Raw genomic sequence first — 13018 nt, 5'->3', positions numbered from 1 at the left:
AGTGTCATGGGGGAAACCTGGCTGATGTTGCCCCCTCACATGTATGAGTAATAGATTTTTATGTCCAGTCATAATGCGGGGCGCCAGCGTGCTTTCTTACCCTTTTTGCGCTGTTCAGCACGCGCGCCAATTTGTATACGTTAATTCCTAATTGCGCAGATATATAAGGGCGGGGAGATGGGTGAGGAGACGCGGGTCAGCTATCAGCAGATCAAGGCCCGCGTCCTGGCGGCGATCCGCGACAATACCTGGCCGCCGGGCGCGATGCTCCCGGGCGAGGTGGCGCTGGCCGAGGAATATGGCTGCGCGCGTGCAACCGTCAACCGGGCCATGCGCGAACTGGCCGAAGAGGGGATCGTCGAGCGCAAGCGCAAGGCAGGCACGCGGGTCAAGCTGGCTCCGGTCCGGCAGGCGCGTTTCGCGATCCCGGTGGTGCGCGAAGAGATCGAGAGCACAGGTGCCACCTATCGCTATGCGCTGGTCAGCCGCTCCGAAGAGGCCGCGCCGAACTGGCTCTGCGCTCAGCTGGGGCTTTCCGCGCAGGACCGGGTCTTGCATCTGGTCTGCATGCATTACGCCGACGAGCGGCCCTTTCAGCTGGAACAGCGTTGGATCAACCTGAGTACGGTGCCACAGGCGGGGCACAAGGATTTCTCGCAGACCGGACCCAATGAATGGCTGGTCAGAGAGGTGCCGTTCACCGATATCCGGCTCAGTTTCTCGGCCTGCCGGGGCAACCGCGAAACGGCCGAGTTTCTGGGTGGCAACGAGACCGACGCCCATTTCACGGTGGAGCGCGTGACCTGGCTGGGCGAGCGGCCGGTGACCTATGCCCGGCTGCTGTTCCATTCGGGCTATCGCATGACCACGATGTTATGACGCGATACGATGATGGGATCTCGGCGGGTTTCATGGTAGCCGGAAGGCCAATGCCGCAATTCGATCAGAAAGCCGGACTGCCATGTCTCATCCCCTGGACGCCGCCGACCTGACCATTCTGCGCAGCCTGCAAGAGGATTGCCGGCTGGGGTTGGAAGAGCTGGCGCATCGCTGCGCGCTGTCGGTGCCTTCGGTTCAGCGTCGGTTGAAACGGCTGCGTGAGGCAGGCTTGATCGAGAAGGAAATCGCCGTTCTCGATCCGGCGGGGTTCGATTGGAAGATGACCTTTGTGGTGATGGTCGAACTGGAGCGGGAATCGCTCCAGCAGCTCGATCTGTTTCGCAAGCGGGCCAAGGCCGAGCCGCAGGTGCAGCAATGTTACTATGTCACCGGCGAGGCGGATTTCATCCTGATCTGCACCGCCCGCGACATGCAGGATTTCGAGGCGCTGACCCATCGGTTGTTCTTCGAGGATTCGAATGTCCGGCGTTTCCGAACCTCGGTGGCGATGGACCGGACCAAGGTGACGCTCAGCCTGCCGATCTGAGCGGCGCCGTTTTCTTGCAAAGAAAACGGGACGGAAAACACATGTTTTCCGGGCCGGAATTTCTGTGAAATTCCGGCGGCGTTGCGCTACGGAAAAGGGGCGCGGTCACCCGCGCCCCTGTCTCAGTTCCGGATCACTCTCAGCCCAGCAGGTCCTTGACCTTCGCGACAGTTGCAGCAGCAGTGATGCCGAACTTCTCGTAGAGTTCTTCGGCGGGGGCCGAGGCGCCAAAGCCGGTCATGCCGACAAAACCCGCCTTTGCCTCGCGCCCGCGTTCGCCCAGCAACCAGCGGTCCCAGCCACCGGCACGAACCGCGGCCTCGATGCCCACGCGCACGGGGCCCGCGGGCAGGACGCGCTTGCGATAGGCTTCGTCCTGTTCGGCAAACAGTTCCATGCAGGGCATCGACACCACGCGGGTGCCGATCCCTTCGGCCTCCAGCGCCGCACGGGCCTGCATGGCGATCTCGACCTCGGAGCCGGTGGCGATCAGGATCACCTGACGTTTGCCCGTGCTCGCGTCGGCCAGCACATAGGCGCCCTGCGCGCTGAGGTTCTTGACCTTGTGCTCGGTGCGCAGGGTGGGCAGGTTCTGGCGCGTCAGCGACAGCACCGATGGGCTCTGCTGGAAGGTCAGCGCCAGTTCCCAGGCCTCGGCGGTTTCCACCGTGTCGGCAGGGCGAAACACATAGGTGTTGGGCGTGGCCCGGCTGATTGCCAAGTGTTCGACCGGCTGGTGGGTCGGACCGTCCTCGCCCAACCCGATCGAGTCATGCGTCATCACGAAGACCGAGGGGATCTTCATCAGCGCGGCCAGGCGCATCGCCGGGCGGGCATAGTCGGTAAAGCACATGAAGGTGCCGCCATAGGGGCGGATACCGCCATGCAGCGCCATGCCGTTCATCGCCGCCGCCATGCCATGTTCGCGGATACCCCAGTGGATATAGCGGCCCTTGCGGTTTTCCGGCAGGAAGATACCCAGATCGGCGGTCTTGGTGTTGTTCGAGCCGGTCAGGTCGGCCGAGCCGCCGACGGTTTCGGTCATGATCGGGTTCACGACCTTCAGCACCTCTTCCGAGCTTTTGCGGGTCGCCCATTTGGGTTGCTCTTCCGAGACCTGCTTTTTCAGCGCGCGGATGGCGCCGGCCAGCTTCTTGGGCGCCTCGAACGCATAGGCGCGGGTGAATTCGGCCTGCTTGCGCTCGCTCAGCTCGGCAAAGCGGGCCTCCCAGGCGGCGCGCTCAGCGGCACCCCGGCTGCCGATGGCCTCCCATGCGGATTTCACGTCCGAAGGCACCTCGAAGGGTCCATGCGCCCAGCCATAGGCCTCTTTCGCGGCCAGAAGCTGGCCCTGATCGGTGAGCGCGCCATGGCCCTTGGAGGTGTCCTGTGCCGCATGGCCCAGGGCGATATGGGTCTTGCAGGCGATCATCGTGGGCTTTTTCGAACCCTTGGCCTGGGTCAGGGCGGTGTCGATAGCGGCCGGGTCATGGCCGTCGATCTCGATCACATGCCAGCCCGAGGCGGCAAAGCGACGGACCTGGTCGGTGCGGTCAGCGATATCGACGGTGCCGTCGATGGTGATGTTGTTGTTGTCCCACAGCACGACCAGCTTGCTCAGCTCCAGCCGGCCAGCAAGGCCGATCGCCTCCTGGCTGACGCCTTCCATCAGGCAGCCGTCACCGGCGATCACATAGGTGTAATGGTCGACGACCTTCTTGCCGTATTGCGCGCGCTGTATTTCCTCGGCGATGGCAAAGCCCACGGCGTTCGAGATGCCCTGGCCCAGCGGGCCGGTGGTGGTCTCGATTCCCTTGGCAAGGAAGTTTTCCGGGTGGCCGGCGGTCTTGGCGCCCATCTGGCGGAAGTTCCTGATCTCGTCCAGCGTGATCTCGGGGTTGCCGGTGAGATAGAGCAACGAATAGAGCAGCATCGAGCCATGTCCCGCCGACAGGATGAACCGGTCGCGGTCGGGCCAGGTTGGGTTGGCGGCGTCGAATTTCAGGTGCTTTTCGAACAGCACGGTGGCGACATCGGCCATGCCCATCGGCATGCCGGAATGGCCGGAATTCGCCGCCGCGATGGCATCCAGCGTCAGGGCGCGGATGGCGGTGGCCTTGGTCCAGTGGTCGGGGTTCGCAGTGCGCAGCGCAGTCAGGTCCACGAGGCTTTATCCTTTGGGTTTCGGGCGGATTGCGCGCTCAATACCACTCACCCCTCAAAGTTCAAGCCAAACAGGGTTTTCGTGGGGGCATCTACATCAGAAGCCGCTGACAAGTCGTTGAAAGCAATGATGGGGGGTATTTTCCCCGTCATTTGGTTAGACTACTGCTATTCATCCCGGTATCCGATTCGGTCGGTCCCATAGGGGCCGGTCGGGACCGGGCAGAGAGAAGCCGTAAACAACACGCGCATCACAAAGGTGAGGGCATGAGCCAGATCGAGGAACTGCACAGTCGCATTTCGGCCGCGATGGAGCGGATCGGAGCCGGGGTCGAGGCCTTGGCGATGCCGCAGGAGGCAGCGCCCCCGTCCGAACCGGCCGAGACCGACAACGATCTGGTTGCCGCATTGGAAGACGAACGGCTGGCCAATGCGCAGTTGCAGGAACGGCTGAAATCGATCAAGGCCAAACATGCCGCCGAGATCGAGGCATTGAAATCCGAGGCCGCGGAAGCGACTGCCGTCGCTGATGACGACGAGCTGGACAGGTTGAAGGCGGATCTGGCAGAGGCCACCGCCAAGCTGATGGCGGCCGAGGCGGCCCGGGCCGAGTTGGCCGAGGCCAAGGCGGCGCTGGAGGCGGACGATCAGAGCACGTTGTTGCGCGCCGAGATCGACGCGCTCAAGGCCGAAATGGACGCGGCCGAAGACGTGGCGCCGCTGAAGCAAGAGATCGAGGAACTGCGCGCCGAGAGCGCGGCGCTGAAGGCCGAGCTGGGCCAGACCGAGCGGGTTTCGGAGCTGAGTGCCGAACTGGAGATGCTGCGGGCGGAACGCGTCAGCCATGGTGCGGCGATGTCGCGACTGGATGGCGATCTGCAAAGGCTGCGCAAGGCCAACGATCAGTTGCGAAAGGCGCTGTCTGACCTGCGCGCCGCCAACGAGGCCGGGGTGGGCGAGCCGCATCTGATCAACGCGGCGATGCTGGCCGAACTGGAGGCGCTGCGGGCCCAGAGGGCAACTGACGCGGCCGAGGTGCAAGCGGTGCTGAGCAAGCTGGGGCCATTGCTGTCATCGGCTAATCTGGCGGAAGGAGAGGACGAGTAATGCCCGAAGTGACCATTCATATCGGCGGCCGCGCCTTCGAGGTTTCCTGCCAGGAGGGCGAGGAGAGTTTTCTGCATTCGGCGGCCAAGATGCTGGATGACGAGGCGCAGGTTTTGTCCGATCAGATCGGGCGGATGCCCGAGGCACGGATGCTGTTGATGGCTGGGCTGATGCTGGCCGACAAGACCGCCGCAGTAGAGGACAAGATCGGGGTGGTCGAGGCCCGACTGGCCGAGTGTGAGGCCGAATTGGAAGCGTTGAAAGCAGCCCCCGCTCCAGAACCTGAGCGGGTCGAAGTGGCCGTGATCCCACCCTCGGTCACCGATACGCTGGCCGAACTGGCCGCCCGCGCCGAGGCGCTGGCTGACCGGGTAGAGGAAAAGACGGCAGGCTGAGGCCGGGATAAGATATCTGGGATATCTTGGAAAAAGCGCCCCAAAGGGCGCTTTTCAAACAGGATTTCCCCAGAAATCCTGTTCACAAAGTCTTTTCAAGACTTTGTCACCGCCTGCCGGAAGGGCGCTCAGGCGTTGGCGGCGCGGATCTTGTCGGCGGCGTCCTTGTCATAAGCGACACCGTTCTCTTCGAACAGCGTATCCAACTCGCCTGACAGGGTCATTTCGGTGATGATGTCGCAGCCACCTACGAATTCGCCCTTGACATAAAGCTGCGGGATGGTTGGCCAGTCCGAATAGTCCTTGATGCCCTGACGGATCTCGTCATCGGCCAGCACGTTCACATCCTGATAGGCAACGCCCATGTAGTTGAGCACGCCGGCCACGCGGCTGGAAAACCCGCATTGCGGCATTTCCTTGGTGCCCTTCATGTAGAGCACCACATCGTTGGCTTTGACGGTTTCGTCGATACGGGTCTTTGCGTCGGTCATTGATGCGTTTCCTTCTGTGCCACATGGTGTGGCAGAACTGTCTGATTCCGGCGCCCGAAGGCCTATTCGGGCGCCTTGGTGGTCAGGGCCAGCGCGTGCAGTTTGCCGCTGTCGATTTCGGGCTTCACTGCCGCGTTGACGGCGCGCTGCTGCTGTATCCGGCTCTGGCCGCGAAAGCTCTCGTCCACCACTTCGGCGGCCCAGTGATTGCCGTCGCCAGCGAGGTCGGTGATGGTGATCCTTGCCTTGGGAAAACTGGCGCGGATCAGCGCCTCGATTTCATGGGCTTCCATGGCCATGCGATATACTCCAGATGTCTTGGACCAGATGTAGAGCGCCGGACCGGGGCGCGCAAGTCACCCCGAAGACACTGCGATGAAAGCGCACCCTTGGGCGCGCTTGGGTCTGTCCGCCCGGCTCAGGCCACGGCGGCGGCAAAGCTCGACCGAAACGTGGCGGCCAAATCCGCCAGCGGTGCCTCGGATCCGCCGATGCGCACGGTGTCGCCGGTGAAGCGGCCGACCGAAGTGACCGTCACGCCCGCCTGCGCCGCTGCCGACATCAGCGCCTCGGCCTGATCAAAATTGCAGGCGACCAGATAGCGGGCCTGATCCTCGCCGAACAGGATCTCGGTCGGGGCGTCGTCCAGATGCAGGCCGACACCGGCGCCTTCGGCAAGTTCAAACGCCGCCAGCGCAAGCCCGCCATCGCCCAGATCGGTGCAGGCCTTGATCAATGCACGGTTGGCACGGATGAACTCTCCGTTGCGGCGTTCGGCGTCCAGATCCACGTGGGGCGCGTCGCCGTCCTCGCGGTTGAACACCTCTGCCAGCAGCGCCGATTGTCCCAGGTGTCCCGCGGTTTCGCCCACGACCAGCGCCACATGGCCCTCGCGGACTTCCTTGCCGATGATCTCGTCGGTCGAGGCCAAGAGGCCCACGGCGCCGATGGTGGGGGTGGGCAGGATCGCGGCGCCGTCGGTCTCGTTATAAAGCGAGACGTTGCCCGAGACGATCGGCATGTCCAGCGAGGCACAGGCGGCGCCGATCCCCTTGATGGCACCGACGAACTGGCCCATGATCTCAGGCTTTTCGGGGTTGCCGAAATTCAGGTTGTCGGTGGTGGCCAGCGGTCGGGCGCCAACGGCGGTCAGGTTGCGATAGGCTTCGGCCACCGCCTGCTTGCCGCCTTCCTCGGGGTTGGCGCGCACATAGCGGGGCGTCACATCGCTGGTAAAGGCAAGTGCCTTGTCGGTGCCGTGCACGCGCACGATCCCGGCGCCCAGACCCGGCGTGCGGGCGCTGTCGGCCATGACCATGGTGTCATATTGTTCATAGACCCACTGCTTGCCGCCATAATTGGGCGAGGCCAGCAGCGCGCGCAACCCGTCGACCGGGTCGATCTGGGGCACCTCGGCCAGCGGCTCGGCCGCCGGGGTCGGCACCCAGGGGCGGTCGTATTCGGGGGCGGTCGACGACAGTTTCGACAGCACCAGATCGGCCTTCACCTCGCCATGATGCATGATGAGAAAGCGGTCTTCGGCGATGGTTTCACCCACGATGGCGAAATCCAGATCCCATTTCTCGAATACGGCGCGCGCCTCGGCCTCAAGCTCGGGCTTCAATACCATCAGCATCCGTTCCTGGGATTCCGACAGCATCATCTCGTAGGCGGTCATGTTCTCTTCGCGCTGGGGCACGTTTTCCAGGTCCAGACGCACGCCCAGACCGCCTTTGTCGCCCATTTCCACGGCCGAGCAGGTCAGGCCCGCGGCGCCCATGTCTTGGATCGAGATCACGGCGCCGGTCTGCATCAGCTCCAGCGTCGCCTCCATCAGGCGTTTCTCGGTGAACGGGTCGCCCACCTGCACGGTGGGGCGCTTTTCCTCGATCGTGTCGTCAAATTCGGCGCTGGCCATGGTGGCGCCGCCGACGCCGTCGCGCCCGGTCTTGGCGCCGAGGTAAACCACCGGCATGCCAACGCCCGAGGCGGCGGAGTAGAAGATCTTGTCGCTGTCGGCCAAACCGGCGGCAAAGGCGTTCACAAGGCAGTTGCCGTTATAGGCGGGGTGAAAGCGCACCTCGCCGCCCACACAAGGAACCCCGAAACAGTTGCCATAGCCGCCGATGCCTTCGACCACGCCATTGACCAGCTGCCGGGTCTTGGGATGGGAAGGCTCGCCAAAGGATAGCGCGTTCATCGAGGCGATGGGGCGCGCGCCCATTGTAAACACATCGCGCAAGATGCCGCCCACGCCGGTGGCCGCGCCCTGATAGGGTTCGATATAGGACGGGTGGTTGTGGCTCTCCATCTTGAAAACCACTGCCTGACCGTCGCCGATATCGACCACGCCCGCATTCTCGCCCGGGCCACAGATCACCTGCGGACCGCTGGTGGGCAGGGTGCGCAGCCATTTCTTGGAGGATTTGTAGGAACAATGCTCGTTCCACATGGCCGAGAAGATGCCAAGCTCGGTAAAGGTCGGTTCGCGCCCGATGATCTCGAGGATCATGTCGTATTCCTCGGGCTTCAGCCCGTGCGCGGCGATCAGGTCCGGAGTGATTGTGGGCTCTTGCATTTGTGGTGTCCCCAAGCTGGCCGATGTTGCGCGCCTTTTAGGGCAAGGTCGCGGCGGGGGGAAGGGGCAAGAGGGCGCAGCGTTCAGAACCTTTGACCGACGTAGATATAGAGCAAGTCCTCGCCCGTCTGGTTGCTGCTGAGATCGACCGAGAAATCCAGCGGGAACTTGCGCGACAGGCGATAGCGCGCCCCGATCCCCCAGGCCGAGCGCACGGTGCCGAGTGAAAAATCCGCAAAGCGGCGCCCCGTGGTGCCGACCCCGCCAAAGGCCACGACGCCCAGCCTGTTTCCCAAGCGCTGGCGCAACTCGACCTGGAGCGAGGCAGAGCGCTGGTCAAGAAACTCAGTAACCGAATAGCCCCGGAACCCGTCCGTGCCGCCCAGCGAGCAGAGATCGAAAAAAGGCGTGTCAGAGCTGGCCCCGCAGACCGAGGCGGCGGCGGCAAGCACCGCCCCTTTCCAGGGCTTGTGATAGACCGCGAGGTTGAGATAGGCGCGGGAATAATCGCCCGTCACGCCCTCGAGCGTGAGCCCGCGCGTGGCTTCGAAGTCGATCAGCGCGCCTTGGGTCGGATAGATGGTGTCGTCGCGCGTATCGAGGCTGGCGACGAGGCCGGGACTGATTATGCGCATCGAGGTGAACCGGTTGAACGGCGGCGGCAGCGGTGGCGTGCCGGGGCGGGCCAGGTCGATCGTGGTATCCAGATAGCGCAGCGACAGGCCCGCCGAGAACTGCCGGGTAAAGCCATAGGACAGGCTCACCCGTGCCAGCTCTCCTTTCTGGCGGATCGGTAGCTGGCCGATCCCTGTATAAAGGTCATAGTTCAGATTGGCGCGGGCATAGAGGCTTTCAATCTGCCAGCGATTGCCGTCAAAGGCAAAATTGCCGGCAAGCCCCACGCCTTCGCTGCCATTGTCCGATCTCAGCGCCCCGATGCCGATCATCGAGGGTTTCGAGTCAGGGTCGAGAGTAAAGAGATAGCCGGCCCCCAATACCAACCCCGAACCAATCGTAGGGTTGGAAAAGGGGATCGGCGCGACCACAAAGGAGCCCCGACGAAATCCGGGCAGCTCTTTGTCCTCGACCGAGGTGAAACGGCCGACCTCGGTTTCCAGCGTGGACTTGCCGGCCTGCGCGGCCGCTTGCGGCGCCGACCAGAGACACAGCAACAGCCCGGCGGCAAGCGCGCAAAGCGGGTGCCAAAGCCCCACATTGCCGCGCCTGTCGCCGGGCCTTTTCATGGGCCTATTCACCCTGGGTCTGTTCGTTGACGGCCTGGCTAGCAGCGGCGGCAACCGCCGATTTCTGCTCGGGCGTCATATGTTCGGCGTCGTCAAGGCCGGGGATGGCCACGCGCACCTCGCGGCGGGCAAAGTCGATGCCGTTGGCCTTGAACTCGGCCTTGACCTTGTTGAAGATCTCCTTGCGCAGGGTGAACTGCTTGCCGGGCTTGGCCATGAACTTGCCCCGGATGATCATGCCGACATCGTCGAAATCGAACACGCCCTGCGATTTGAAAGGTTGCAGGAAGCCTTCCGCATGGGTCGGGTCGGCCATCATCTCGGCGCCGATCTTCTTGAAGATCTTCTTGACCTTGTTGGGATCGGTGTCGAAGGGCACGGTGAACTTCAGCTTCATGATCACCCAGTCGCGGCTGAAATTGGTCAGCTTGGCGATCTCGCCATAGGGGATCGTGTGCACCGGGCCGCGATGGTGGCGCAGCTGCATCGAGCGGATCGAGATTTTCTCGACCGTGCCGGTGGTACCGCCCACATCGACATACTCGCCCACGCGGAACGCGTCGTCGATCAGGAAGAACACCCCGCCCACGATATCGGCGACCAGCTTCTGGGCACCGAAACCGATGGCCAGGCCGAGGATCCCGGCACCGGCCAGCAGCGGCGTGATGTCCAGCCCGAGCGCCCCCAGCGCCAAGAGGCCAAAGATCACCGCGATGGCGACCTGTGCCGTGACGCGCAGCAAGGGCAGGACAGTCACCAGGCGCGAGCCTCCGGCGCCACCGCCTTCGCCCGCTTCCTCGTCGGGGCTTTGGTCTATCGCGGTCTGTTCCTTTGCCAGGCGACGGTTGATCCAGAGCGAGATGAGCTCGTCCAGAATGTAGCCTACGGCAACGATGATCAGGAACTGGATGACCGCACCCCCAACATCAGAACCGGCACCCGCCACGTTGCGCAGGTCGATCTGCCAGGCATTGGCGATCATCAGAACGACAAAGACCCCGGCCAGAACCCGGCCAATTCGGATATAGCTGCGCTTGGTGGCGCGATAGGCCTGTTCGGCGATGGCGCCGGTGCCAATGATCGGCGGTTGCAGATGCCGCACCAGCCCCCGGATCAGGGTGTCAATGGCCGGGGCCATCAGCAGCCAGAACATGGTCACGTAATGAGCGCCCGCGCCCACATTGGCCAGGACCGCCATGTCGCGGATCGCCACGAAGTATTCGACGATCAGCCAGACAGCGGCCGAGACGGCGATGGCGAAATAGGGGTAGTAGTTGGCGACCTTCTCGTCGAACTCGGTGCGGTCGGGATCATTACCGCGCATCATTTCGATCAGGCCGCTGCGCGCAGTCCAGGCGATCAGCGCGATATAGATGTGGATCGAGCTGTTCAGCCAGAACCCAAGCCTCATATCACCCATCGCAACGCCGTTCAGATTATTGAAGGTGACGATGAAAAGTGTAAATCCGATCAGCAGGAACAGGCCGATCTGGTTGCGATGCAGATAGCGCGCCCAGTAGTCATTTGCATTGACAAGCCGCAGATCGGGCCGGTTCGGTGCCAGGATAAAGCGCGAGATCGCGGCCCCCAGACGCGGCAGCCAGATCAGGTAGAGCACGAAGGGAGCCGCATAGGCAATCTGTTCGGGCTCCAGCAGGCGGCGTCCGACAAAGACCAGGGTGTAGTAGAACACGACCAGCCCCAGAACCTCGCGGCAGAACCGGCGGAACAGATAGCTGACCGCGCCGCGCAGGTCGTCCGAAGCAGCAGCGGGGTCAGCCTTGATCCACGAGCGGGTTACATAGACCGCCAGCTTTTCGGCGGCGAAGCCGATTGCAAGGGCCAACAGGGTGTAACCGAACAGGGTGGCGATGCCGGCGCTGCCCAGCGAGTTTGCGAAATTCGACAGAGCTTCGCCCTGTTTCGTCACCAGCAGCGGCACCTTGCGCAGGGCATCCAGCCACGAGGCGACCAGCGCCTTGGCCGCATCACCGACCTGGGCGATGGGCCCCTTGCGCGGTTCGGGCTTTTCCTGGCTGGCCTGCGCTACGGCATCCAGCCGTTCCAGCAGCAGGGCGCGGACCTGATCGTCGGACAGGCGCGCGACCAGATCGTCGACCTGGTCGGGGGTCAAGTCGTCGGGAACTGTGGGCGTGGTTGCCGCCGCGCTGCCCGAGGGCACCGGAACCTGGGCCGCCAACGGGACGGATATACAGAACAGGGCGGCCAGCAGGGCCAGCACCTTGAATAGCGGTTTCATTAATTGCCCTCGTGTATTCTTTGTATGTTTCGTTTCTACCCTGCGTTGGCGTGATTACAAACAGTATCATCCGAATAGAGAGAGCATCATCGGAACGGAGAGCTATTCCGGGCGAAAGACAAAAAAAAGGCCGAGCACTAAGCTCGGCCATAGTCCAACAGGGAGGTATGAAAGTGACGAGCGTCTAAGCATCATCGCCTTCGAGTGCTGATTTAGGAGGCATGGGGCGTTTCTTCAAGAACTTTGATGTCGCAGGTGCAGCATTTCGGCTATGCAATTGTTGCATGGCTCGCCAAAATCAGAGAATCCCCAGCTCTTTCAGCTGTTTGCGATGGGCGATGATCTCTTCCTGAACAAAATCGCGGAACGCCGCCACCCGTTGGGAGTGACGCAGTTCCTCGGGATAGGCCAGATAAACCGGTACCTGGGCTGATTTGATATCGGGCAGGACATGGATGAGGTCGGGGAAATCCTGTGTCACATAGTCGGGCAGGACGCCGATGCCCAGATTGTGCAGCACACCCTGAAGCACGCCGAAATAGTTGTTCACCGTCAGCAGCGACGAGGGGTTGTAGGCCAGCAGGTGCTGAGCCAGCACCACGCTTGCACCAACCTGGGCGGCGTTGGTGTTCTGACAGATCAGCCGGTGTTCGCTGATATCGCTGATGTCATGCGGGGTGCCCGCAGAGTCGAGATAGGCGCGGGTGGCATAAAGCTTCATCTCGACGGTCATCAACCGTTTGCGGATCAGATCGGCCTGGCTGGGCTCTTTCATGCGGATGGCCACGTCGGCCTCGCGCATGGGCAGGTCCAGCACCCGCTCCTCGAGCATCAGATCGACCTTGAGATCGGGGTATTTCTGATAGAGCGCGGTCAGGCGCGGCGCGAGCCAGAGCGTGCCAAAGCCAAAGGTGGTGGTGACGCGCAATTCGCCGAACACTTCTTCCTCGCTGTCGCGGATGCGGGCGGCGGCGGCATCCAGGCGCTTGGCCATGGATTTCGTGGCGTCAAACAACAGCTCGCCCTGTTCGGTCAGAATCAGGCCGCGCGCATGGCGGTGAAAGAGCGTCGCGTTCAACGATTCCTCAAGCGCGCGGATCTGACGGCTGACCGCCGATTGCGACAGGTTCAGACGGTCGCCCGCATGGGTCAGGCTGCCCGCATCGGCAACCGCGTGAAATATCCGAAGCTTGTCCCAGTCCATATCCGCAACTTTCTTTATGCGCCCGACGACCTATATGAAACACATGACAATTTCCACAAGGAACGGTGTATAACTGCGCGTGAAGGCGAAAAAACCACCTATGCAGGTCAGCAATTATGACCTATATTCGGGCATCACTGACAAGCCGAT

General features: G+C 62.6%; 11 protein-coding genes. 4 read left to right on the top strand and 7 right to left on the bottom strand.

Annotated features, from left to right (window positions below; translation table 11 throughout):
- Positions 1 to 177: 177 nt before the first annotated feature.
- Both hutC and AC2FL1_RS13005 read left to right on the top strand, forming a co-directional pair.
- Positions 178 to 879, top strand: coding sequence for a histidine utilization transcriptional repressor HutC (hutC, locus tag AC2FL1_RS13010; protein WP_496877218.1), 702 nt, complete (start codon positions 178 to 180; stop codon positions 877 to 879).
- Positions 880 to 961: 82 nt separating this feature from the next.
- A complete protein-coding gene (locus tag AC2FL1_RS13005; RefSeq protein ID WP_496826098.1) occupies positions 962 to 1426 on the top strand; it encodes an Lrp/AsnC family transcriptional regulator in 465 nt (154 codons plus the stop codon).
- Between the two features lie 139 nt (positions 1427 to 1565).
- Here AC2FL1_RS13005 and tkt read toward each other — a convergent pair whose 3' ends face one another.
- Positions 1566 to 3590 (bottom strand): transketolase, encoded by a 2025-nt coding sequence (tkt, locus tag AC2FL1_RS13000; protein ID WP_496877217.1) that lies wholly within the window; start codon positions 3588 to 3590, stop codon positions 1566 to 1568.
- 266 nt (positions 3591 to 3856) lie between these two features.
- Here tkt and AC2FL1_RS12995 point away from each other — a divergent pair, with 266 nt between their 5' ends.
- Together AC2FL1_RS12995 and AC2FL1_RS12990 are read left to right on the top strand one after the other, a co-directional pair.
- Positions 3857 to 4696, top strand: coding sequence for a hypothetical protein (locus AC2FL1_RS12995; protein WP_496877216.1), 840 nt, complete (start codon positions 3857 to 3859; stop codon positions 4694 to 4696).
- Positions 4696 to 5091: a cell division protein ZapA gene (locus AC2FL1_RS12990; RefSeq protein WP_234183386.1), complete on the top strand. Its 396-nt coding sequence runs from the start codon at positions 4696 to 4698 to the stop codon at positions 5089 to 5091. Before AC2FL1_RS12995 ends, AC2FL1_RS12990 begins: the two co-directional genes overlap by 1 nt.
- 128 nt (positions 5092 to 5219) lie before the next feature.
- On the opposite strand, the gene grxD is transcribed toward AC2FL1_RS12990, so the two are convergent.
- The 6 genes from grxD to AC2FL1_RS12960 all read right to left on the bottom strand — a co-directional run bounded on the left by grxD (position 5220) and on the right by AC2FL1_RS12960 (position 12868).
- A complete protein-coding gene (grxD, locus tag AC2FL1_RS12985; RefSeq protein ID WP_234144010.1) occupies positions 5220 to 5582 on the bottom strand; it encodes a Grx4 family monothiol glutaredoxin in 363 nt (120 codons plus the stop codon).
- A gap of 62 nt (positions 5583 to 5644) precedes the next feature.
- Complete coding sequence (locus AC2FL1_RS12980; protein ID WP_234144012.1) at positions 5645 to 5881, bottom strand: BolA/IbaG family iron-sulfur metabolism protein; 237 nt, start codon at positions 5879 to 5881, stop codon at positions 5645 to 5647.
- 119 nt (positions 5882 to 6000) lie between these two features.
- On the bottom strand, positions 6001 to 8160 hold the full coding sequence (gene purL / locus AC2FL1_RS12975) for a phosphoribosylformylglycinamidine synthase subunit PurL (RefSeq protein WP_496877215.1): 2160 nt from the start codon (positions 8158 to 8160) through the stop codon (positions 6001 to 6003).
- Between the two features lie 83 nt (positions 8161 to 8243).
- Complete coding sequence (locus AC2FL1_RS12970; RefSeq protein WP_496877214.1) at positions 8244 to 9404, bottom strand: BamA/TamA family outer membrane protein; 1161 nt, start codon at positions 9402 to 9404, stop codon at positions 8244 to 8246.
- Positions 9405 to 9408: 4 nt separating this feature from the next.
- Positions 9409 to 11664 carry a mechanosensitive ion channel domain-containing protein gene (locus tag AC2FL1_RS12965; RefSeq protein WP_496877213.1) on the bottom strand — a complete coding sequence of 752 codons (2256 nt, stop codon included), beginning with the start codon at positions 11662 to 11664 and terminating at the stop codon, positions 9409 to 9411.
- A gap of 298 nt (positions 11665 to 11962) precedes the next feature.
- Complete coding sequence (locus tag AC2FL1_RS12960) at positions 11963 to 12868, bottom strand: LysR family transcriptional regulator (protein ID WP_496877212.1); 906 nt, start codon at positions 12866 to 12868, stop codon at positions 11963 to 11965.
- Positions 12869 to 13018: the final 150 nt, after the last annotated feature.

Source organism: Ruegeria sp. YKSF070, from assembly GCF_059612725.1.
The sequence above is the reverse complement of the archived record's forward strand: the minus strand, read 5'-3'. Positions and strand labels throughout refer to the sequence as shown.